We start from the raw sequence: 22,503 nt of genomic DNA, 5'->3' as shown, positions 1-22,503 counted from the left end.
GCGCGGGAGGCATCACGATAATCCGCCCCCGAAAAAACGCCTAGTCCAGCGGTCGCCAACTGCCGCTCATATGGCCCAGGTCATCCTGGCCGAGCAAGCTGAACTGGCCGCTGCTGCCCGGCTCGCTGGCCAGTAAGCGCACCTCGGCCGGCAGCAGCACCGGTTTCTGAAAGCGCACGCTCACGGCATAACCGGCGGCAGGCAGGCGCGGGCCCAGTTCGGCCAGGGCACGGCCCTTGTTCCACAGACCATGGGCAATGGCACGGGGAAAGCCGAACAGCTTGGCGGTGGCGGCAAACAGGTGGATCGGGTTGTAGTCGCCAGCGATACGCGCATAACGCCGGCCGATATCGGCGGGCGCGCGCCAGTGCGCCAGGGTGGTTTGCGCAAGCGCGGTTTCGGCTTCGCGTTCGGCCGGCGCGCCGTCCAGACGCAGAGCACGACAGAGGATGCGACTGTCGCCTTCCCAGAGCAGGCCGAGCTGGTCGTGCAGCTGGGTAATCAGGCTGAAGGTTGCGCCTTTGTCGTGGGGTTGCAGGTCCTGCACCTGCACGCTGACGGTAAACGGCCCCAGGCCACCGAGTGGGCGCAGCACGCGAATATGGTTTTCCAGATGCACCAGGCCGAGCAGCGGGAAGGGGAAGCGCTTGTCGGTGAGTAACTGCATCTGCAGGGCAAACGCCAGGATGTGCGGGTAGGGCGCGGGCAGCAGGTGATCATCGGCAAAGCCGCAGATCTGCCGATAGCGCGCCAGGTGGTTGGGATCGACCGTAACCTGGCAGCGCACGCCCAGCTCGGGCAGGCTGCGGCCGGTCACGCGGCGGCGCAGGGCGGCGCGCAGAAACAGGGCAGGTAGGGCAGGTGGGGCGGGCAGTTCGAGCCAGTCGATGGCCATGGGTAACTCCTAGGGTCTGTTGTTGTTTCGTCGTGAGCCGCGTTGCTGCGCAAAATCTCGCCAGGCCAGGCGGAGGACGCAGGTAATGGTTGTTCCCTTGCCAAGTCCTCCAACACCGCATGGCGAGATTTTGCGCGCAACCCGAAGGGCCGGGCCTGTTTTAGCGCGATGCTGCGTTTCTCGTCGCTTATTTGGAATGACCAAACCGCGCTCCTCGTGCCTTGCCTCGCGCTAAAACAGGCTCCGGCGCGGCCACGAGCGAAACGGCAACAGACCCTTGGAACGGTGGCAGCAGCTTAGTCGGCCAGCGCTGCCGTGCATTGGCCGCATCGCCTGGCAGTGCGGCAGGCCAGTCAATCGTTTATCAGCATGATTCACGCCTTGAGCGCATGGCCTAAAGCTGCCTAAGATGGCCGCGCCTCGCAAACAATAAGAATTCCTCAACATGCGTGACCTGACTGACGACGTGGCGCTGATGCGCCCGGTGATCGACGCCTTGCGTGCCAGCGGTACCGACCCCGATCGAGWGCTGGCGCGCGTTGGCCTGCCGCCTGGTGGCTTGCCTGCCGGGCGTTTCCCCCATGCCGCCCAGGCCTTGTTCTGGAAAGCCGCCATCGATGAGTGCGGCGAAGAGCATGTCGGCCTCTACCTGGCTCAACACCTGCCGGCCTTCCACGGCCTGCTGCTGGAATACCTGTTTCTTTCCAGTGAAACCTTCGGTGAAGGCCTGCGCCATGCCCTGCGCTATGTGCGGCTGCTCTCCGACACCCTGAATGCCAAGCTGGATGTGGAGGGCGAGCGCGCGGTGCTGGTGCTCGGGCTGATTCCCGGCACGCCACGGCACTTCCCGGAAATGCTCGCCGGCGCGGTAATCCGCCTGTTCGATGCGCTGACCGAAGGCGATTTCACCCCCTATGAAGTGCAATTTATGCATGCCGACGGCGCGCCGGCCGAGCGTTATCAGCAGGTTTACGGCTGCCCGGCGCAACTGGGTGGCGAGCGCTACGCGCTGATCTTCAATGCCTCGGTGCTGGACAAGACCTCACGGCATGCCGCGCCAGAACTGCTGCGCATGCACGAGTCGCTGGCGCGCCGGCAGCTGGCCGAGGTCGAGCGGCTGGACCTGGTGCGCAAGGTGCGTGAGTTGATCGGCGAGTTGCTGGTGGACAGTGGCGCCACCCTAGAGCAGGTGGCGGCGCGGCTGAATATGCCTGCGCGGCGACTGCGTGAGCGCCTGGCCATGGCCGGCGTACGCTTCAATGATCTGGTGACTGACTACCGCTGTCGCCTGGCCAAGGACCTGCTGCTCAACACCGACGAGCGCATTGAGGTGATCGTTGAACGCACCGGCTTCTCCGAACCGAGCACCTTCTACCGCGCCTTTAAGCGCTGGGTCGGCGAAACCCCAGTGGAGTTTCGCAAACGCGGCAAAAATTGAGTGTTACTGGGCGAAATAGGTCGCCCAGAAGTAATACAGCGTCATGCCGCTGCCCACGCTGATCACCAGCAGGCGCAGGAACTTGGCCGGCAAACGCTGGCCCAGCGCCCCGCCGACATAGCCGCCTACGGTGGCGCCCACCAGCAGAATCACCAGCTCATACCAGCTGACCCGCCCGGCGATGATAAAAGTCGCGGTGGCGACGCTGTAGATCACCGCCGAAATCAGGTTTTTCAGGGCATTGGCGCGAGCCAGCGGGTGACCTTCGATGGAGAATGCCGCCAATTGCAGGATGCCCATGCCAGCACCGAAGTAGCCACCATAGATCGATACACCGACATGCGCGGCCAGTGACAGTGGACCGTGCGGCGGTTGTGTGGCCTCCGCGCGGCGGGCAGCCAACCAGCGACTAAGCCAGGGGCTGGCGGCAAATAGCGCGGTGGCGGTCAGCAGCAGCCAGGGAATCAGCTTGGCAAACACTGCATCGCCGCCAACCAGCAGCAACAGCCCGCCCAGCAAACCGCCGGCCAGCCCGGCGGCCAGCAGCGGCAGCAGATAACGTCCCAACGGCCGCAATGCATCCCGCGCCGCCCAGGCCCCCGCCAGGCTGGCCGGCCACAGTGCCACGGCATTGGTGGCATTGGCCGTCACTGGGGGCAGACCCGCAGCGAGCAACGCCGGAAAGGAGAAAAACGTGCCGCCACCGGCCAGGGCATTCATCCCACCGGCAGCAAAACCGGCAAGGACCAGCAAGAGAATCTCGGACACAGGCATGGCAAAGGCTCGGGCAAAAGATCAGCAGCTTAACTAGCGCGTGCGATGGGGCCAAGCCGACCAAGGTCGTTGGCGCATAGACGGATCAAATTGCAGGCATAAAAAACTGTCTGGAGCAGTTTGTAACGTCGCGTAGCGACGGCCCGAAGGGTGGCTGCCATGGGTGGCAGACATAAAAAAGCCGGCTTGTGGTCGGCTTTTTTAGAAATCTAATGTATTGATTTTATTGAATATTATTTTTTATAATATTTTTGTCCCCCCACATGTACCCCCACTCAAGCTTTGCGTAGTGGTTTGTACGTAGCGATAGCCATCCTGCTTTACGCTTTGTCCAGTTGCTCGACGGTGGAATCATAGCTTTGGAGGGGCTATACATTTCAGTGGTTCTGACACTCGCTTCAAGCGATTGTCGTCCATCGCGGAAATGGTTGTGACCCACCCAAGTCACTCTAGTATCTGATGGTTAAGTGCAGCGTTATCGCTCCGTGGCTCTCCACGGGCGCAGGTGCTTCGTTTCTAATCAAACCGGCGATTACTCAGCATAGTTCCGCCAAACGCTGTGGCGCTGACGTCGTAGGCCTTGCATGAGCCGCCTTGATAGCTATTGGCAGGCTCGATTGATGGACTTATCAGCAGAATTAAAGCGTAGGGGAGGTTTGTTGGGGGCATGGGCTAGTGAGCAATTGCGCCGGAAGTGCGCATGAGCGGGGCGGGCCAAATACTGCAGGAGTCCGTAACTACCTAGCTTTGCTGCGATGCTTGTTCAGTCCAGCCAGCCTGTCAGTTTGCCAGCCACAAAAATCACAAACATCGCCCCGAGTAGCACCCAACCTACCGTCTGATATACGACCAGTAAGCGCTTAAGATCAGCAGGGAAGTTGTCTAGGTCTTCTTGGATGGCTCCTCCATCGCGCAGATAGATTGCGGGCCGTGTCACCACGCCAATAATCCCACCCAGTACAAACAATCGGCCAGCGGGGCCTCCATTTTTTAAATGGGCCCTGGCCAAAACTGCCGGGCAGTTGATCAGGTGTTCCAGCATAAGGTCCAGCTTCGCGTAGGCCAAGTAAAGGCCCATGGCCAGGAATGCGAGCAGGCCGGCTAGGTCAATCAGCGCGACGGCCAGAAAAGCAGTGTCTAACGCTGACCAACTCATTTATCGGCCAGCCTTATAAATCGCGTCACCGGCTTTCTCACCAATAGTACCGCCTACGCTGCCAGCCGCCAGGGAGCCGGCTCCAACGACAACAAGGCCGCATGCCAGTGTCCCCAAACCTCCTGTTGGAACCCCGAGTGCCGCGCAGATAGCGCCTGCTGCAGTACCAGATAACAAAACACCAGCCGCAGCACCACCAGCGACCCCACCAGCAAAACTTCCCGTTTCCGTATACTTCACTTTGGCGCAAGCCTCGGTGTTCCCTGCGGCGCAGACATCCTGAACTTTCATATACGACGCACCGCCGCCAACTGCCGTCCCGATCCAGCCGCCGAGCTTGACGTATTTAGCCGCGCTGGCAACACCGTCAATGTGGGTGGCATACCCAGGTATTTGGTCGGGAGCTCCTGCTTTGGTCCAGCGGTGGACCAAACTGCGACTGGAAATGCCCAGGGCGGTTTTGAGATTGGGATGATCAGGGAAGCCGATGCCCCGCTTGGTGAGCGAGTTCAGCTGAATATCGAGCTGGCTAAACAGCCGCTTGCGCTCGGCAAAGAACTCAGGTGATCGCAAATGCCCGTGCTGCTGGAACGTTCGCTGGTGCAACGCCTCAATGCTGCTCAGTGAGGTGCTAACACCCTTCAGGTGCTGGCCAAAAACCGCATGGCCTACGCCTACGGATGTCGCACCGTGCGTAAGGAAGGATTCGATCTCGTCATGGTGGCGGGCCATGAAGTTGGCTTCTTCAGGCGTCAGGGGCTCCAAGGCCGCATTGACCTTGGCCGCCGCCTCCATCAGCAGAGCTTCTTCGAGAGTGCACTGCATGTTGTTGGGGTCGCTGAGTATGATCATCTGGCCAGCCTTGACCTGGCCCAAGTTGGGGTTGAGGGTCTTGAACTTGTCGAGGACAGCGGGACTTGGCGAGGTGAAAAGTTGAGCTTCAAGCTTGTCTGCAGTTGTGCTCTGAGGCACTACATAGAAACCGGGCTCCTGGGGTTGCGCCTTGGCCACGGGTCCCACTGTTTGAATCGGGTTTGCCGGCTGCTGTACCTGCGCTATCGGGATGCTGGCTTTCCAGCCACGACCAGTGATGTGGGAATACTTCCCGACACTCTCGTCACTCAACGGGCTAAATGGGTCATCCATGACAAGTAACCAATCACCGCGTTCTACCGCCGCAAGCATCAGTTCTACGCTGTTGCCGTTGCCCCGTGCCAACTCATCGATCCCAGCTATCCCATGACGCTGATATGCCAGTTCGGATCTGATTTTGGGCACCGCGAAGAACGGAGCCTCAATGTTTCTTAAGCTGATATTGCTTCGATGTTCCCGACGAACCAAACGCATGGCGTACCATCCTTGAATAAGATCCCTGATTGGCCAAGATGATAACCGTGTTTTGCTGCGCAATTTTTTGCGCAATCCTGCTGCAGGCCTTGCGGAATGAGGTTTTGGCGGATTTGTAAGTTTTTATAGGCCTGGGTTTGGATAGACAAATAGAACCCCAAAACAACGGAAGACAAACATAGCTTTGAGCTCTGTAAGCATGGGGTCATGCACCCCCTCCGAAAGGGCATGCAGGCACTTTCTCAGTGCAGATTCGCCTGGAGTGCCCAATCGTAAATGCGTATTGAACTGACGCTGTTCTAAGGGAGGTACATCAGCCATCAGTGGCTCTGACAGCATCTGCGACAATCGCTTTCAAGCTACCTCGCAGATCGTCGCTGCTCATCCCAGGGCGTAGGGTAATAGCACCAAAGCGAAACTTATCCCGGTACTGAGGATGGAAAAGTCGTCCCGGTACAGGGGCGGTTTTGAAGTCTGGACTGAGGGCGGGTGCGTACGGTGTTAGCAGGTAGGCGGCTGTAACAATCCCTTCAATCTCGCCGCTTTCGGCCTCTTGTACCAGGGCGTCGCGATATGTGTGGATCGAAGTCAGTGCGTCATTCAGGCCGTCATTGATGCGGTATTTCGCATCCAAGATGATGACCTGCCTCCCAGGGCTGCCGAAACCTGTACCTGCCAGAACTACATCGGGAACCATGACTCGGCTGAAACTGCCTTCGCCACTTGGTTCTATCCAATACTCACGGTATTGACGTTGGAAGCACAAGACCTTATCGGGGCCTACCGAAACGGTTACGGCACCTGCGGAAATCGTCACGCCACCGGTCGCATCGGTTACGAACAGATTGCTCATGTCGAGGCCGGTTGAACCGTACTCTTGAACGGCTGCACGAAGTAGGCGTAGAAAACACCACAGCTCGTAAAGCTCATACGTTCTGGCCAATGGCATCTGCAGGAAATCGCCGAACAGAGCTGCGAGGCCCAGATTCATATCCTGCCATAGTCGATAGAAGCGGTGGTAAACGGGGTCATTACGAAACAGAGAAGACATCTGCAACATCGCTGGACTATCGGTGACTTCGGCCATAAAGCCTGAGCCCGCAGCATCGTTGAGTCGGCGCGCAATATGACGGGTACGGACAGCCCAACTGCCAGCTGTAGTAAGTATCTCCGGATCTTCGGTACGGCCTATCTTTGCAAGTACATCAGCGACGCCAGATAGCCAAGCCGCCCACGACCTAAGACATGCCTTGATCTGTCGATGTTCCTGAATGTCTACACTGTTACGGCGTTGGCGTATTGTGATTTGTGCGGGCAAGCGTCCGCCGAGCGCTTTAGGTAACCGAGATGGTTGGGTGGCTTCGGTTCGTATAAGTCCGGATCGGAACGACTTAATAATTTCCGGGCCTGTAGCACGTCTAGCGCGGTGAGAGGGCACCGTAACCTGCTCGGCACGTAGAAAATGCCTGGGTGAGCGGTTGATCGCTGCGATTGTCTGCGTAATCTCCTCGGCTCTCGAGCGCAAGAACTCCAGCCGAGCCAGTGGTGGTGGCTTGCTTACAGTTTGGCGGGCAATACTCTTACGGAAGGCGCTGAGCGAGAAAAGAGCGAAGGTGTCTTCTAGGACTTCGCGCACCATAGTGTCAAAGTCGTTACGGGTGAGCTTGCGAAGATCTGGATCAGTAGTGATTTCAAATCGGCGCACTTCTGCGCCCGGCAGGCGCAGTGCTACTTCTACAGAGCCGGCATGGAAACCTGGAGTCCAGCGCCAGCGTGCAACGCGTGGCTGGCGCGAACGTAAAGCCTCGATAGGGACATCGTCGATCAGAAGATCTGCGGCAAGTGCATCGTCGCTATCGCGCAGTTCAAATAGGTAGGAAGAGGCTTCCTTGACTGAGCCGCTAGGGATTACATCCTGCGAAGGCCAGACCTGCCACGCAGGCCCACCGCCTTCGCCCTGGACGTATAGTGCTGTCATTTCTCAGCGCATCGCCTGGAAGGAGCCGAATTCATCCAGATCGCTCAGTAGTTTGTGAACATATTTCTGAGCGTGCGGGAGACCTTCGCAAGCCTTTTCCAGGGCGTTGAGTAGGGGGCGCTGGCGCTCTGCGCCACGCAGCTTAACCAATACTTTTTGTACCAGCAGTTGGTCCGTCACACTGCCGGTCGGATTTTGCAGGTGCTCGGCGTCGAAGGCGTGGTATCGCACAAACTCTTCAATAACCCGGTAACCGAACCCTAGGCCGTAATGCTCCAAGAGTTTGTGGATTTCGGTCAGTTTTGGTTCTGCCGCCTCCTTTGCATTCTGCAGTTCTGGGTATCGGTCGGTCAGTGAGGCCATGAAGCCTGATACGTCAACCGTAGACATGTCGATCACTGATGCCCGGTCGAGAACTTTATCGCTGACTGGGTTAGTCGTCTCGTCGACGTTAATTGTGCCGATGATGAACAGGTTCGTGGGTAGAGGGATCTCGGCCCGTACACTTGCCCCGGTGGTGCCCTCCAGTGGTACCCCGTTGGAGTGCAATTGCAGGGCTCCCCTGGTTTCGATAGCGGACAATATGTCAGACAGATAGTACTCAACTCGCGCAAGGTTCATCTCGTCGAGGATTACAAATACCGGAGAGTCCCGGTGTGCTGTCGCAACCATCACGGCTTCTAGGAAAGTTGGCACGACATATCGGTTCGTAAGCACATCGTAGTAGCCCGTTAGTCCCGTGGGGTCAGTCCACTCTGGGCGAACCGGGCACTCAAAAAGCAGCGGATTGGTGGCTGTGTTCGAAGTCAGTCCGTGAACCGCACGTGCATATTTCAACGCCAGTTGTGTCTTTCCTGTGCCTGATAGGCCAGAGAGGATCACGAAGTGCTTGTGCTCCAGGAAGTTCAGCGCTGCATGAAACCGCCGGATTTCTCCATTCGGATAGTGCCCCCCTAGACCTTTGACGGCGGCCTCTATTTCTTCAATCGAAATGCTTGGCGGCATACGACGCATATCGGGGCTGAGCGTCGCAGTATCCGTCCAGACGGGGAGTTCGTGAATTTTCTCCCTGCCGACTAGGCTGCCTAGCCAGCCGATGAACTCGCGGGCAAGCAAGCTACGCCTTGCTGATGCTGTCGGCGGGTACAGGGCTACAACAATCTCATCGGGTTCTGTGGACGGCCCAAAAGGTGTTAAATCGAGATTCAGGCTATCCCAGAATTTAGCGTTGCGTAGCCACAAGCGGCCATCACTGGCTAAGTAGATCGTTGCCACGTTGTTCCGGGCACTGTACTTGATAGGGCTGCCTGGTGCCTCGGAAGACTCATCGTTATCTCCAGAGGTTTCCAGCGTGAAGTCAGCTTCTTCGGCCTGACTCTTTGAAGCGAGCCCGAGGCGTTTCATCTCCGCTAGCCGTTCAAGGAATTTAGATTTGTCCTTGCGAACCAGAACGGCAAAATAAACCTCATCCTCTGGCGGGAACCGGAGGACGCAGCCAAAAATCAATGCCTCGATGTCTTCTTTGACCGTATCCAAGTTGACTACGCCAAGCTGAATACCACCTTCAATAATCTTGGCACTGTTAGAAACTCCAAACAGCTCTCGCGGGCGGACAGCCTTTGATGTGCCGAAGTGCTGCTGAGCAGCTTCAAGAAACTGTCGTTGCCGCTCGACGAGGCTCATCTAACTTATCCTTTTGCATGATTGCCTGCTTGATAGTCTGCTTCATGTGGGTGGCTAGTGCTTTGGCCATCAGAGGCGGCACCGCGTTACCGATCTGCTTGAAGGCAGGGTTCATTGTGCCGCTGAAGCTGAAGCCGTCCGGGAAGGATTGCAGGCGTGCCGCCTCGCGAACCGAAATGGTCCGGGCCTGTTTGCTGTCGTAATGGATGTGGCTGTAGCCATCCTTGCCTAGATGGGCCAATAGCGTGCGTGCAGGTTGGTCGCGCCACATCTTGCGCCACTTATTTGGGAATTTGCTTACGTCATATGGCGGCACTATGGAGGCTTCGAGTGCCTTGTAGCCTATCGATCCCTCAGCGAGCTTTTCACCGCGGGCACGCGCAATGGCTAGGCGTTCCTGGAACATTTCAATGGCATGCGTATATGCCTCAGGATACTGGTCACCTGGGTTCATGCGAGCAAACAGCTCGTAGTCCCGTGGTAGGTAGCGGATAACATGATCCGTAAGCCCGTCCTTGGAAGCTTCATGGCCTGGCCACGAGCGCATCAGTTCTGCATAGGTAGAAGGCTTCCTGCGGCTGTAGCTCACTGCGCTGTCGAAGCGGCGCGCGCCACGGGTGATCTTTCCGGCAGCAAGAAGCTCCCGAGCGTTGATGGCTGGGAGGTCGTCTAGTGCGTCCTTAGCTGTTACTGCGGGTGGGAGGTCCGGGGTTGCAGCTGGTGGTTCGATGTAGGAGTGAGCCTCATCGGCTAAATTTCGTAAAGACTTGAGTGCTACGGAGCGCGAACCCTCATATCCAGGGGGCAGTATCAGCCAGTGGCTGGGAGAGGGGAACGAAACTTTCGCTCCCAATTCGTGCCGGTATGCAATCAGGAACATCCGCTCCCGCATCTGTGGAACGCCATAAAACGCAGCGTTGAGTAGTGTGTAGCCGCAGACATAGCCTTTGGCTTCCAGGACTTCGCAGGTCTCTTCGGCTATGTTCTGGCCGCCGTGGTTCAGGATGTCGGGGACATTCTCCATCAGCACGGCCAGCGGCTGGAACGCATCCACGTATTCCAGGTATTTCTTATAGAGCTGAGCGCGTGGGTCATGAATGAACGCTTCAGGATGCTCCTCAATCTCGCGGAGTTTGGATCTGCCCACTCGGGCAAATGCTTGGCAGGGAGGTCCGCCCACAACGATATCGAAAGCGTCTGCAACATTACCCAGGTCAAGCTGGCGGCAAAGATCAGCCGGTGTGGTCTTTGTTATGTCAATCGGCTGGCTGTGTACTTCTGCGCCGCCATGAAAATTCAGACCATGTGATCTGGCTGCAGCAGGATCGAACTCAACGGAACCCCGCATTTCGAAACCTGCAGATTCAAAGCCTAGTGAGAGACCACCACAACCGGAGAACAGATCCAATACGCGGGGCTTTGATGATGCTCGGAGACGCTCCAGCTTACGAATAATGACATCTTTACTCATGAATCAGATCCTTGACGCGCAGACATGCGAAGGGGCAACTCCAGCTGTCCCTGGTGCTCGTCCAGGAAGCGCTGCACCGCCATGCGGATGACCCAGGCAGACGAAACTTGATTCGCGTCGGCCAGAGCTTGTACCTGGAAGTGGACGTCCTCAGGCAGCATGACTGAGGTCCTGACGGTCTTACGGTCAGGAGTGATGGGGAGGCGAGCCATAAGCTGGAAACCGATGATGATAGTGGTGCCATTTTGCACCATAGGGCATACCTTTGCACCAGCTTCTAGGCCAGCGGTCATTGCCTTTGGCATGAGCAGCCACGCTAGCAGGGAGACCAAGTTGCGCGACTATATGTTTTGTCATTTAAGAGAATCGAGGCAGGGGAATGCCTGGAAGCAGGGTCACAGGTATCCTTGGCGACAAATTCCTTAATCATTTACGCGGTTCCTCTCGAACCCAACGTAGCGTTCCACGCGACTTAAACTGGCTGATCGCCAACGAGCCTCTCACATTCCGGGCTACCGACCCCTCAGCGTGTATCAGCTCTTCGCAGAGGCCTCGGGTGGCCTCGTAGATAGCGAAAGCGTTGAATTCGTGATCGAGTAGCACCAGCATTACGCTGTCGAATTCTTGATTGAGGTTGATAGACCCCATCCGTCCGGCATGCCGGGCATTGGTGTTCGTGATGCACCTCCCCTTGATCTGGATCTTGTATGGCTGGCCATTGCGGATTTCAGTCGCGTCGTAACCAGCAGTTCGAGCGACGTGAAGAGTCAGGCCCAGGAGTCGCGCCGCTTCAAACTCCGCAATTTCGCCTGTCACACCCAGCGGCTTCCCCGTCAGTTCGTAGTATTGGCAGGCGAGCTGCTTTGCTTGTCGAAGGATGCCAATCACGGGATCGGTTTCATCACTTTCCGTATCGCGGGATTCTGCGGGGGGCAGCATGGTTTGAGGGCTCCTGGCTAAGGGCTTGCGGCAACGGCTGCATGGTAGATGACCACCGGCTGCTTCTGGCCGATTCTTGTGAAAAAGTCCCGTCGCGATTCCTACCCCTGAAAGATCCATAGCGACGTTGAAATCTGGTTCACTCAGAAGACGGAGCTGCCTTGGTTTTTACGTAGCAACACCGAAAGCGAGCGACTTTTTAGCTGACGATAAGCAGCACCCTCAACCCCCGACTTTTTCAACAGAATCGGCCAGAAGCAGCCGTCTGACTGCTTGCAATCAGGCGAAAACCGCCCTAAGCCAATGAACTCTGATCACCGCTACGGGAATGCCAAGGCTCGAAAAATAAACGGGGGTGCTGTATCGTAGCCCGCTCGAATAGTGACCTGACGCAATCGAAAAACCATGGCTACTCTGCAAAAAACCAACTGGCTGCCTACGCCGCCATAGCGCTTCGCCCCCCTCGCGTCATCTGAAACTGCTTGTTTTGCTGGCGGTTTCCTTCTGCTGTTGATCCGCTTCTAACGCCGCTCACAGCTTCTCAACTCTGACAATTTGAACCGGTCTCGCCACGCCACATCTTGCTGCGTTGTGCTGTGTGACCTATTGCTTTGGGATTTCTTATGCTTCAAGCACTTAAACAAACCTGGTTGTTCAATATCCGTGGTGATGTACTTGCCGGACTGGTTGTCGCCCTGGCCTTAATCCCCGAAGCCATCGCCTTTTCGATCATCGCTGGGGTTGACCCGAAAGTCGGCCTCTATGCTTCGTTCTGTATTGCCGTGGTAATAGCCTTCGTCGGTGGTCGCCCAGGGATGATTTCCGCTGCCACCGGCGCAATGGCACTGTTGATGGTCACTCTGGTGAAAGAGCACGGTCTGCAATACCTGCTCGCGGCAACGCTGCTGTGCGGCGTATTTCAGATCGGTGCGGGTTACCTCCAGCTTGGCTCACTGATGCGCTTCGTTTCGCGCTCGGTGGTCACAGGTTTCGTCAATGCCCTGGCCATCCTGATTTTCATGGCTCAGCTACCTGAACTGACCAACGTCACCTGGCATGTCTATGCCATGACCGCAGCAGGCCTTGGCATCATCTATCTGTTCCCCTACGTACCCGTGTTGGGCAAGGTACTGCCCTCACCCCTGGTCTGCATCCTGCTGCTGACTAGCGTGGCCATGGTTCTGGGGCTGGATATTCGTACCGTCAGTGATATGGGCGAACTGCCGGACACTCTGCCGGTTTTCCTCTGGCCGGAAGTACCGCTGAATATCGACACACTGCTGATCATCCTGCCTTATTCCGCCGCATTGGCCGTGGTCGGTCTGCTGGAGTCGCTGATGACCGCCACCATCGTCGATGAGATGACCGACACGCCGAGCGACAAGAACCGTGAGTGCAAGGGGCAGGGCATTGCCAACATCGCCTCGGGTCTGCTCGGCGGCATGGCCGGTTGCGCAATGATCGGTCAATCGGTGATCAACGTTAAATCTGGTGGCCGTGGTCGCCTATCGGCATTGGTCGCGGGCAGCGTTCTGTTGCTGATGGTGGTGTTTCTCAGTGAGTGGGTTGGGCAGATCCCAATGGCCGCGCTGGTTGCGGTGATGATCATGGTTTCGATAGGCACGTTTAGCTGGGGATCGATCCGCAATCTCAAGGATCACCCTATGTCGACCAACCTGGTGATGATCGTGACGGTAGTGGTCGTGGTATGGACGCACAACCTTGCCTATGGCGTTTTCGCTGGCGTGCTGCTGGCTGCCATGTTCTTCGCGAACAAGATTGGTCGGCTGCTGGTTATCGAGACAGAGCGGCAAGATGAAACCCGTCGCTACGATGTAATAGGCCAGGTTTTCTTTGCCTCTTCTGACCGCTTCGCTGATGCCTTCGATGTGAAAGAAACCGTCGAAAATGTCGTGATTGACCTCTCGCGCGCCCACTTTTGGGACATCACCGCCGTCGGGGTGCTGGACAAGGTCGTTATCAAGTTCCGTGGCAACGGCGTGCAGGTAGATCTGGTTGGACTTAACAAGGCCAGCGCCACACTGGTTGACCGCTTCGGTGTGCATGACAAGCCTGAGGCGCAGACTGACCTGTTACAGCATTGAGACTAAAGGGGGAGCATTGATCTGTAACAAGGTTTAGGTGTCCCCCAATACTGACCTCCGCTTTGGGGCGAAAGCAGCCTGAGATGAGTGACCGTTTCTGGCCGAAAGAAGGCACTCAATTCTTTCCACAAATTTGGGTTGATCTAGATACAAACCACCTACGACCAAAAATAAAATCGATGCCAGCAAAGAGGGAGGGTATTGCCTCCCTCTTTGCTCATTCTCCGTATGCCATACGGTCTTAGCGACGGATACCTACAGGCTTGTGGTTCTTGTCGTAACAGATCGGATACTCGCAGATTCCGCCACTGGCTTCGAACTCGTCAGGGTCGACAGTTGGCAGATACTTACCCAAGTCAGCCTTCGCTACAGGCTTGCCGTTGACGGAGCAATCGTCGTCCATGCGCGGGTTGCACCAAGCCTCTTTGACTTCATCCGTAAAGGTGCCAGTCGGTTCACTCTCGCCACCCTGATCTGCCAGAAATTGCTTCCAGCCGCCTTCGTAGCGCCAATCCATCGTTGTGATGATGTCTTTTGACTGAGCCCCAGATATCTCGTAGAACTCCACCAGTGTCTTGCCGGCGTCTACATAGCTGACAGCAGGCTGGTTATAGGTCGGACCATGGCCTTGCAGGTACGCCACTACCTTACCGTCAGTGCTCTGGCCGATGTAATACCAAGTCGATAAGTTGAAGTCAGTGTCAAATGGGATATTGCCGACGCGAGTCCCGTCGCTCTGGCATACGCCACGCCGACAAATGCCGGCAACGCGATTCGACATCCACATGTTCTTATTTCTTTCGGCGTCGTGCCAGGTGAGCTGCCGTGCGAACTTTATCCATGTGCATGTCACCGTTTTCTTCATCTTGTACATGGCAGCGTCAACGCTGCAGGGAAAAGCTACTGGGAGGCCGTTAGGCGACATTTCGTCGGGCCACATCGTTCCTGGTGTTCTGTAATGCAGGGTGAAATCTGTTTGTTGTGCTTGGGCCATGGTCCCACCCATGAGCAGGAGCATCAGCGTTGCGGTGATAAGTTTTGTCATTGCTTTTTCACTCTCGGATATGGGGCACGAGGCTATTTCTTGTAAACGACCTTGAGCTTCTTATTCACGTAGTCCTTGAGGACTTCGTAGTCTGGGTTACGGGTCAGAAGGCTATGGCCGGCGCTGGCGGCTGCTGTAATCGAAAGAACAGTTAGCGAAACCGGTAGTGATGCCAAGCTGGCGAGTGCGCCGATGGTTCCGCCCTGGGCAAGGGCACTTTTCGTATCGCTTTTTACCCGGCATTTCATACCCAGCGCTTCGACTTTGGTTTCGACCAGCTTGATGCCCTCCATGAAATTTCCCCTGAGGCCAACAACCTCAAAGGACACTCTTTTCTTCAGAAATCCCTCGATCACTGCTTCGTTTAATCCGGTTACTACGTTCATGGTTTCCAGCTCCCTGCGTGAGTCGTGCTCGTTGGTGTTTTGAGTGGTTAAACAACCTTTTGAGGTGAATATCAGCTTGCGAAGTCCTTCATGTCAACAGGGTGGTACTCGACCATTCAGGTTGTCCTGGAGGGTGGAATGTCAAAGAACGATTCGCAGGAACTGGCGGAGCTTGTCGGTAAGGCCATCGCCCGCCAGCGCATACGTAGCAAGCTGAGTCAGGAGCAAGTCGCCGAGGCACTTGGGATTGGTGGTGAGGCGGTGTCGCGCATTGAGCGCGGGGTTGTCATGCCGAACGTCGAGCGGCTGGTTGAGCTGGCGTCGATATTTGGTTGCGAGGCGGCTGAGCTGCTTACGGAGGGCAGTTCGCGTCCGGAAGATCAGGCACGCAGGCTCCATGACTTGCTTTCCACTCTTGGTGTGGAAGACCGCGCGCTGGTTATAGGTGTGGTGGAGCGCCTTGTTGAGCGATTAGGCCGCGATTAAGTAATGGTTCACTGCTGCTTTCTAGGAGCTTCCGTAGCGTCTAGTGCCCCATCGTTGTATCGCGCGCCACAGCGTAGGCAAAGGCAGTCGAAACCGGCGAAGTGATACTTGGCCACATCTTCAGCTGCAGCCATAGCCTGGGGATAGGCAGGGGCAATTTCAGCCAGTCCGTCCAACAGCAAGTTGTGGCCAGTACCGTCATGCGCTTCGGTATGTCCGCGTTGGGCTCCCTGAATAGCTGCATTGACCAGCCCGGCCAGCAGGGCAGTACCCATGGCGGCCCCACGGGTCAGAATGGCCTTGGAGTCGCAGATCAAACACGGCGTGATCATCGTTAACCTCCTGTTTAGTTGAGGGCGGCTAGTGGTTACTTGGCCGCTGGTTGTGGGTCATTACTGCGGTGCTGCAGTGTTGTTTACGGTTCATTCGTGGCTGGTGGTGTGCAGCATTTTCAGCAGTCGATGTAGAAGCCAACAGGCCAGCAACACAGCGATAAGCAACGGTGGAAAACGCAGCATCAGCACAACGCTGATGACCAGCGCGCCGGCTGCCGCCAGTGCGCCGATAAACGCAAATAAACTGAGTAGAAATCGAAATAGCGTCATCACGGATCTCCAAGTGCCCACCCGATCCCAGGCAGGCGTTAGGTCAGTGGGTTTGAGTCGCTAGCACTTCCAGCTTGCCGGCCAGTGAGCTAGGGCTTGGGTGCGGCGTTTCGCTTTGGGGGCTGGTGGACGCTTTATCCGTACTGGAAAAGAACTCTTCAATCACTGCGCCGCTGTCTTCTTCGCTGTCCTCGAACGCACCGTTGCCAAAACCACGTCGTGCCGCCTCATCCAGCGCAACCTGATCAAAGCCAGCCGTTTGCCGTTGTGCGTCTAGTTCGTTGGCAGTCAGCAACGCCTCGGCCACTTCCATGCCGGTACGCACCGTGAGATCGACGTAGAAGATCGGGGTGCCATGGCTCTGGCGTGTCGATTTACCACGCAGACGCAGTTCCAACGGCAGGCAGGCCAGCCGATTGCCGGAAATAGCCTGGAAGTAATGCAGGCGTGCAGCCAAGGTGCGGATGCTGTTGAAGCCGGTGGTGCGGAACACAAAGCTGCCGAGCGGATCGTCATCGCCGATCAGCACGTTCAGTCGGCCATAGGGCTTGCAAGCACCGCCTTTGGCCAGCGGGCAAGCATCTGGCGACGGACAGGGTAAAGACTGCATACCGTCCTGGGTTAGACGTTTGCAGGTCTCGCCATTACCCACGCACAGCGGTCGTCCGGACTGCCGATCAAACAGCGTGTAGTCAGCACGAAAGTTCAGCTCCGGTTCGTTGAACAGCAGACGCACTGGGATGCTTCGCAGTTTGTCTTCCTGGCTTTTGCGCAGCTCGTCATTGAGCGGGTGCAGCAGCCAGCCGTCCTTACCTTGCACCTGTGAGGTGATGGTGAATTGATCATCCTTTTCCGGCAGGCGTTTGCCGTTCTTCTCGACGACCTTGCCGATGGAAATTCGCCCGAGTACCGGCGGGGTGATAACCAGACCTTTGAGCATAGTGGTTCTCCTGCAAACGAAAAAAGGCCAGCCACGCAGCGTTAACTGCATGGACTGGCCAAGGGAGGGAATGGTTGAGCAGACTGGGATCAGCCGAGCAGGAAGCGCCGGCTGCCTTCTTTGATCTTGTTGTAGCGAACCTGAAGGTAGGGCTTGTCTTTGAGCAGCTGGGTTACATCGAGCTCGTTGCTGTCCTTAGATTTCTTCCAACTGATAAAGCCGTGGCTGAACTCTGCGCGGGTGGCATCACCCATGGCCTGCTGCAGCATCTGCTTGAGCTGGGCCTCGCGCGCTTCCTTCTCGCTGATGGATTGGCGCACCGCCTTCAACTCAAGGTAGGCCGCTGCCAAACCGGCACGGCCACTGAAATCGACGGTCTTGCCGTTGTCTTCCGGATAGAGGCAGCGGAGCGCCATTTCAGCCGAGGCTGAGCCATCAGCAGGCGGTGGCGTGTCGGTCTCGACGTAGTGCCAGAACTTACGCTCCAGCTCGATCAGGCGAGCAATCATCTGCTCGTCACGTTCGATGCGGTGGATCTCCAGCGTCTGGCCACCCAGCAACACCGCCACATCTGCAGCCTGCTTACCGGTGACGGCGAGCTGGTGCATCACCTGCAGCTCCACATACTCGGGCACACCTTCTTTCCAGAGGCGTGCGCCGTTTATGCCGGCTGTCTTGCATTCGAGAATCTGCACATCGTCAGCACCGATCACCTCGCGGTCGATGTTGGCCAGCATCCAGGGCAGCTCAGGGTCAGGGTGTTGCAGCACAGCGTTGATGCGCCGCACCCTGTTCTTCGTGCGTTTGCTGTAGTGCCAAGCCACGACCGGCTCGAGGACATTGCCCCAGTACATCGGGCTTTCTTCGTCGTGCGGGTCGGCCTTGGGTAGCGTGGTGTCGCGACCGGTTTTCTCCATCCATAGTTCTAGCTGCGATTTATAGGGATTAAGGCCCACTGCGGCACCAGCATCCGAGCTGCCAATACCCTGCTTACGCACCGCCAACCAATCTTCACGCGGTAGTTCCTTGGTACTGATTAAGCGCAGCGCCGGGCGCGCCTTGCTGGTGCTGCTCAACGGAGTAGCTGTCATTGGATTCACCTTGCGGAAATAGGAACGCCCGATCAGCAACTAGGTTGATCGGGCGTTATGGGGTAAGTGAGCGGTCAGGCGACCAGTTGCAGAGCGGTGTCCAGGGCACGTTGCTTGATCTGCGCGCCCTGGCCGAACCAGGCCGAGTCCATGCGGTACTCATTGCTGCGTGCACGGCGCTCATGATCGACAAACTCGGTCACGGAGTTGAGCAGGCCCCAGGCGGTGCCACGTGCCGAGTCCAGCTGACTGCCCCGGCCACGGCCTTCATATAGCTCCTGAACCTTGCGCAGGGCACGCTCGTTGGGCAGCACCTCCGGCAGTGCGCCCGTCGGATTGGTCTCGCACAGCACGTTCATAAAGAAGCCCAGCGCCTCATGCCACTGCACCTTGCGCTCGGCCAGCGCACGCATGCGGTACATAAAGTCGTCCCATTGCGAGATGGCGATGCCGAGCTGTTTCTTTACCGCGTTCGGATCGAAGCGCGTGTTGTGCGGCACCTTGATGGCGCGGCTGGTGCCGTCAAGGGCGATGGTCAAGGTGTTGTTGCACACCACCCGTACCGTGGTTGGAGTTGCTGTTGTGGCCAGGGTGCCGTCGCAGGATGTGGCCAGCAGCAGATAGCCGTTTACCTGGTCATTACCCTTTATTGCAGCGCCTTGACCGGTACGTGCTAGCGCCCAGAACTTGCGTCCGCCTTTAAGCACGCCAGCGGTTTCCAGCTCGTAGCCAGAGACCTCGGTGAGATCCCGGTAGAACTCCAGCACCTCGCGCGGTTGCACGGTGTGATAGCGATTGGAGACCACGGATAGTGGTGCTTTGGTATCCGAGCGGAACAACACTTTCTGCTCAGGGAACGAGTGGATAGCGCCTAGGTGGCCGACGGCATCTGATTTGAAATGTACAGGCGACTCCTGGATCTGCCAGTTCATGCCGGCTTCGCGTTGCCAGACTTCGATGGGTTGTTTTTGCGTGAGCTGATTGCCCAGGCCGTGCCACGGGGCAGCGCCAGCGTAGGCCATAGTTTCGACGAGATGAGCCATGATGAGATTCCTTTGGGTGCATGCCGGCATAAAGCGCCGCGCCCTGCGCAGCACCGTCCGGACGATTGAAATGAAGGGGAGGTGGTGCCGAAATCAGGCCGGCAGGTTGAAGCGATGACCGCAGAGCAGGCAGAGGTTGTGGGCCAATACGTGGCGGTCGAGCGTATCGCCCAGCTGCGCGCCGAGCGCACAGCCACCAACCCCGCCGGCCAGGCCGCCGAGGATGGCACCTGATACCGCACCGAGCGTGATACCAACAGGGCCGGCGATAGCGCCAATCAGCGCACCTGCTTGGCCGCCAGCCAGTGCAGCGCTAACGCCACGCGCAGCACCACCGACGGTGCCGATGGCCGCACCGATTTTCATGGCGTGATGGAAGGAGGCGACTTTTGGTGAATGACAGCGAGGGCAGTGCAATGACATGGGGCGGACCTTCTTGGTGGTGATGTCATTACGGTTATATATGGCTGAATTTATTTGGAATCGACTTTCGTAGGAAACCCGAACTGGGCGGAGTGGTGTTAAGGCTTGAAAGTTAGTTCCAGCGCTAGGAAAGTTAGTTCCAACGCCGTGCAAGTTAGTTTTTAAGGCCCGTATTTGTTGGCTTTGAGCCTGCTGGTGTGTCCGTGGAGGACGAGCCTGAGTGTGTTGGCAGCCATCTGGCAATGAAAGCGATCACTTGATTTTAATAAAGTCAATGTTCAGCGGCTGCTATGCAGCCGCCTGGGGATCTGCGTCGTTGTACGTAAACTGGGGCCAAGTGATCGCCTCAGGAGGCTAGACATGCACGAAAGGGAAAATAAGCCGAAAAGACTAATACGGTTTCCAACACTTGTTGAGAGAGTAGGGTTAAAAAAAGGAGCTATCGAAGACCGTCTTAATCCAGCGTCACCGCGATATGACGACACGTTCCCCAAGAAAATTAAAATTGGGAAGAATAGTGTTGCGTGGTTAGAAGAGGAGGTAGAACTCTGGATTGAGCAGCAGATACAGCGGTCAAGGTCTGTGTAAAAATACCATAACTTTACATACGGCTAGTTGCGTTTTTGAGACGCCTGCTTGCGCTGTTTGTAGATTTTTTAACGATTATGCTGATCTCAATGGGTGGCCGGCTTTTGTTATATATATCTATTGTTAGTTCTTGATCTGTGATTGATAGCTTCAAAGTGAGGTTTGTATAGCCAGTGCAATGATGTAGTTTAAGGGGTGAATGTGTGTTGTTAGATGATGAATTTAGTGAGTCGGTATATGTAGATCAGTACTATTTGGCCAGCGATGAAGAGGAAGGGCTTGAGGTTGTATTGCCTGAGGCTAGTTTTGTTCGGGATATGGTTGGCGTAGTAAGAATACTGACAGCGGTTGTCTGTAAGGAGCCATTTTTTACCTATGGTGCAGGAGGTAAGGGTGAGCGCTTGACCAATATTGGTAAGGATCTTTTATTGGCCTTAAGGGTTGAACCTGAAAGCCTAATTGAAATTTATAAGGGTGGGAGGTTAAGCCCGTACCTGCACGTTTTTTATCGAGTCAGAAGGCAGTTGAGTGAGTGCGAGGAAAGTATTGATTTCTATAATGATAAACATACTCCTGAGGAGCAGGTGGATATTGTTAAGCGTGCGATTAACGCCATTTTGCAAGAGGCGTCGGTAGCGGATTTTAAAAGGGATGTAAGGAACTGTGAGCGTGCGGTAAATAAAAACGCTAAGGGGGCAAATGAATTCATAGATTCGCTTTTTGAGCGGTATTCCAGGCTTCTAGTTTTGCGTCTGGATATTGGTTACTCATTGCCTTACCTGCAGAAGCAAGGGTGGGTGATTGGTCTGGATCGGGTGAAGAAAGACTTTAGTTTATTCTTGCGGTCGATAAGTCGGGGGCGGTTGAAAGATTCTCTATGCGGCTACATTTGGAAGTTGGAGTTTGGCCCGACTAAGCAGTATCACTATCATGTGATGGTTTTTTTGGATGGTGCAAAACATCAAGAGGATATTAACCTGTGTAAGGAATTGGGAGAGATTTGGGTGGGGAAGATAACCGCTGGAGATGGGGTCTATTTCAATTGCAATCGTAAAAAATATAGATATAAGCGAAATGGTACTGGCATGGCTGCTTGGAATGACGCAGTAAAAATAGCCAACGTAAAGTGGGCTGCAAATTACCTCGTGAAGAAAGATTTGCTGATTAGGCCTAATCTGCTTGATAGGGAGCGCACGTTCGGGAAGTCTGCGTTGCCCAAGCCCAATAAGGGGGTGGGTAGGCCGAGAGTTAAGGCGGATTTATAATCTTGGATGCTACGAGTTAGAGTTTAGCTTGGTTTAGTCAGATTTTGCTCTATTCTGTCGTGTGGTGTTTATAGCATTGTTGATTTCAGGAACTCCCTCTTTTCCGGTTCCCATCCATTTTAGGATTCTATCGTGTAATGCTGTGGCCTTTAAGGTAAGTTTGAAGCCTAGATCTGGCCTCGGTTTATAGGTTTCTTCATCTGCGCTTGTAGTTTGGCTGGCTATGTAAAGTTGACTTATCAGGGCTTTTTCGATTTTTGCTGCTGCAGCTTTATTTGATGCCCAGCCACCACTAGGTCTTTTTTCAGAGAGCAAGTCAACTACCATTTTCTGAACGGCTTTAGTTCCGATGTGTTTTGCGTTTACTGCATCGTTGGCAATTTTTGCTCTTCGTGGATCATCCGTATAGTCGGGAACCCCGACAGTGTTTGTCTCTACATTTTCTGTAAGTGAGCCTACGCAGAATGACATAAGGGAGGTCGTTGAAAATGCCTCAGTAATTAATCCTTTTCTGTGGAAATCTTCTGCTTTTGATTTGGCGACAAAATAAAGTGTGAGGAAGTACGGGTAAAGATATCTTGCGTCTCTGTCTCCATTTTCAAGTACTTCCCAGTAATTATTGATTTTATCAATTGTTATTTTGCCGTTACGAATTCGCTCTTTTATTTTCTCTTTTAATTCTGGACCTTTTTGTTTTCCATACATTTTTTTAAGAGCGTAGTCTAGCCAGCTCTCAATGAGCTCTACTGTGCTTTCAAAGGAATTTTTCGTCCAGGAGTTAATGTGCTCAGAGAGGTCGGCGGGGATCTCTTCATGATTTATGCTCATTTAATTCCTACTTGCTG

At 55.6% G+C, this 22,503-nt stretch carries 22 protein-coding genes; 5 read left to right on the top strand and 17 right to left on the bottom strand.

The genetic code is table 11. The features are described 5' to 3' along the window. Window positions 1-40: 40 nt before the first annotated feature. Window positions 41-895, bottom strand: a complete 855-nt coding sequence (locus P3C18_RS11390) for a MaoC/PaaZ C-terminal domain-containing protein (RefSeq protein WP_275961977.1) — start codon at window positions 893-895, stop codon at window positions 41-43. 445 nt (window positions 896-1,340) lie between these two features. On the opposite strand from P3C18_RS11390, the gene P3C18_RS11385 reads away from it, so the two are divergent. Further along, a complete protein-coding gene (locus P3C18_RS11385) occupies window positions 1,341-2,333 on the top strand; it encodes an AraC family transcriptional regulator (protein WP_275961976.1) in 993 nt (330 codons plus the stop codon). Between the two features lie 3 nt (window positions 2,334-2,336). Here P3C18_RS11385 and P3C18_RS11380 read toward each other — a convergent pair whose 3' ends face one another. From P3C18_RS11380 to P3C18_RS11350, 7 genes are all read right to left on the bottom strand, one after another. After that, window positions 2,337-3,107 carry a sulfite exporter TauE/SafE family protein gene (locus tag P3C18_RS11380; protein WP_275961975.1) on the bottom strand — a complete coding sequence of 257 codons (771 nt, stop codon included), beginning with the start codon at window positions 3,105-3,107 and terminating at the stop codon, window positions 2,337-2,339. 763 nt (window positions 3,108-3,870) lie between these two features. Then, a complete protein-coding gene (locus P3C18_RS11375; RefSeq protein WP_275961974.1) occupies window positions 3,871-4,263 on the bottom strand; it encodes a hypothetical protein in 393 nt (130 codons plus the stop codon). After that, window positions 4,264-5,610, bottom strand: coding sequence for a hypothetical protein (locus tag P3C18_RS11370; RefSeq protein ID WP_275961973.1), 1,347 nt, complete (start codon window positions 5,608-5,610; stop codon window positions 4,264-4,266). Window positions 5,611-5,923: 313 nt separating this feature from the next. Beyond that, on the bottom strand, window positions 5,924-7,588 hold the full coding sequence (locus P3C18_RS11365) for a DUF2357 domain-containing protein (RefSeq protein WP_275961972.1): 1,665 nt from the start codon (window positions 7,586-7,588) through the stop codon (window positions 5,924-5,926). 3 nt (window positions 7,589-7,591) lie between these two features. Further along, complete coding sequence (locus tag P3C18_RS11360; protein WP_275961971.1) at window positions 7,592-9,271, bottom strand: hypothetical protein; 1,680 nt, start codon at window positions 9,269-9,271, stop codon at window positions 7,592-7,594. Continuing rightward, the gene (locus tag P3C18_RS11355) at window positions 9,237-10,742 is read right to left on the bottom strand and encodes a DNA cytosine methyltransferase (RefSeq protein WP_275961970.1); all 1,506 of its coding nucleotides are present in this window, start codon (window positions 10,740-10,742) and stop codon (window positions 9,237-9,239) included. Before P3C18_RS11355 ends, P3C18_RS11360 begins: the two co-directional genes overlap by 35 nt. A 426-nt stretch (window positions 10,743-11,168) precedes the next feature. Beyond that, complete coding sequence (locus P3C18_RS11350; protein WP_275961969.1) at window positions 11,169-11,681, bottom strand: hypothetical protein; 513 nt, start codon at window positions 11,679-11,681, stop codon at window positions 11,169-11,171. Between the two features lie 623 nt (window positions 11,682-12,304). On the opposite strand from P3C18_RS11350, the gene P3C18_RS11345 reads away from it, so the two are divergent. Beyond that, a complete protein-coding gene (locus tag P3C18_RS11345; protein WP_275961968.1) occupies window positions 12,305-13,786 on the top strand; it encodes a SulP family inorganic anion transporter in 1,482 nt (493 codons plus the stop codon). Window positions 13,787-14,027: 241 nt separating this feature from the next. On the opposite strand, the gene P3C18_RS11340 is transcribed toward P3C18_RS11345, so the two are convergent. Together P3C18_RS11340 and P3C18_RS11335 are read right to left on the bottom strand one after the other, a co-directional pair. Further along, a complete protein-coding gene (locus tag P3C18_RS11340) occupies window positions 14,028-14,831 on the bottom strand; it encodes a hypothetical protein (RefSeq protein WP_275961967.1) in 804 nt (267 codons plus the stop codon). 32 nt (window positions 14,832-14,863) lie between these two features. Beyond that, entirely contained in the window at window positions 14,864-15,217 is a 354-nt protein-coding gene (locus P3C18_RS11335) for a hypothetical protein (protein WP_275961966.1), read from the bottom strand. A gap of 138 nt (window positions 15,218-15,355) precedes the next feature. Between P3C18_RS11335 and P3C18_RS11330 the strand changes: the two genes are divergently transcribed. Beyond that, window positions 15,356-15,703, top strand: a complete 348-nt coding sequence (locus tag P3C18_RS11330; protein WP_275961965.1) for a helix-turn-helix transcriptional regulator — start codon at window positions 15,356-15,358, stop codon at window positions 15,701-15,703. A gap of 8 nt (window positions 15,704-15,711) precedes the next feature. Here the strand turns inward: P3C18_RS11330 and P3C18_RS11325 are convergent, their stop codons facing one another. From P3C18_RS11325 to P3C18_RS11300, 6 genes are all read right to left on the bottom strand, one after another. After that, window positions 15,712-16,035 carry a hypothetical protein gene (locus P3C18_RS11325; protein ID WP_275961964.1) on the bottom strand — a complete coding sequence of 108 codons (324 nt, stop codon included), beginning with the start codon at window positions 16,033-16,035 and terminating at the stop codon, window positions 15,712-15,714. A 90-nt stretch (window positions 16,036-16,125) separates the two neighbouring features. Beyond that, a complete protein-coding gene (locus tag P3C18_RS11320) occupies window positions 16,126-16,308 on the bottom strand; it encodes a hypothetical protein (protein WP_275962054.1) in 183 nt (60 codons plus the stop codon). A 43-nt stretch (window positions 16,309-16,351) separates the two neighbouring features. Continuing rightward, a complete protein-coding gene (locus P3C18_RS11315; protein ID WP_275961963.1) occupies window positions 16,352-17,248 on the bottom strand; it encodes a hydrolase or metal-binding protein in 897 nt (298 codons plus the stop codon). An 89-nt stretch (window positions 17,249-17,337) separates the two neighbouring features. After that, window positions 17,338-18,339 carry a lambda-exonuclease family protein gene (locus P3C18_RS11310; RefSeq protein ID WP_275961962.1) on the bottom strand — a complete coding sequence of 334 codons (1,002 nt, stop codon included), beginning with the start codon at window positions 18,337-18,339 and terminating at the stop codon, window positions 17,338-17,340. A 74-nt stretch (window positions 18,340-18,413) separates the two neighbouring features. Further along, window positions 18,414-19,382: a DUF932 domain-containing protein gene (locus tag P3C18_RS11305; RefSeq protein ID WP_275961961.1), complete on the bottom strand. Its 969-nt coding sequence runs from the start codon at window positions 19,380-19,382 to the stop codon at window positions 18,414-18,416. A gap of 93 nt (window positions 19,383-19,475) precedes the next feature. Further along, complete coding sequence (locus P3C18_RS11300) at window positions 19,476-19,748, bottom strand: hypothetical protein (RefSeq protein WP_275961960.1); 273 nt, start codon at window positions 19,746-19,748, stop codon at window positions 19,476-19,478. Between the two features lie 417 nt (window positions 19,749-20,165). Between P3C18_RS11300 and P3C18_RS11295 the strand changes: the two genes are divergently transcribed. Together P3C18_RS11295 and P3C18_RS11290 are read left to right on the top strand one after the other, a co-directional pair. After that, window positions 20,166-20,393 carry an AlpA family phage regulatory protein gene (locus tag P3C18_RS11295; protein ID WP_275961959.1) on the top strand — a complete coding sequence of 76 codons (228 nt, stop codon included), beginning with the start codon at window positions 20,166-20,168 and terminating at the stop codon, window positions 20,391-20,393. A 203-nt stretch (window positions 20,394-20,596) separates the two neighbouring features. Continuing rightward, window positions 20,597-21,658: an inovirus-type Gp2 protein gene (locus tag P3C18_RS11290; RefSeq protein ID WP_275961958.1), complete on the top strand. Its 1,062-nt coding sequence runs from the start codon at window positions 20,597-20,599 to the stop codon at window positions 21,656-21,658. 33 nt (window positions 21,659-21,691) lie between these two features. Here the strand turns inward: P3C18_RS11290 and P3C18_RS11285 are convergent, their stop codons facing one another. Beyond that, the gene (locus tag P3C18_RS11285; RefSeq protein WP_275961956.1) at window positions 21,692-22,486 is read right to left on the bottom strand and encodes a hypothetical protein; all 795 of its coding nucleotides are present in this window, start codon (window positions 22,484-22,486) and stop codon (window positions 21,692-21,694) included. Window positions 22,487-22,503: the final 17 nt, after the last annotated feature.

This window comes from Pseudomonas sp. 1928-m, from assembly GCF_029269135.1.
Lineage (GTDB): Bacteria > Pseudomonadota > Gammaproteobacteria > Pseudomonadales > Pseudomonadaceae > Aquipseudomonas.
Note: the sequence above shows the minus strand (reverse complement) of the source record. Positions and strands in the feature narration are given on the sequence as shown.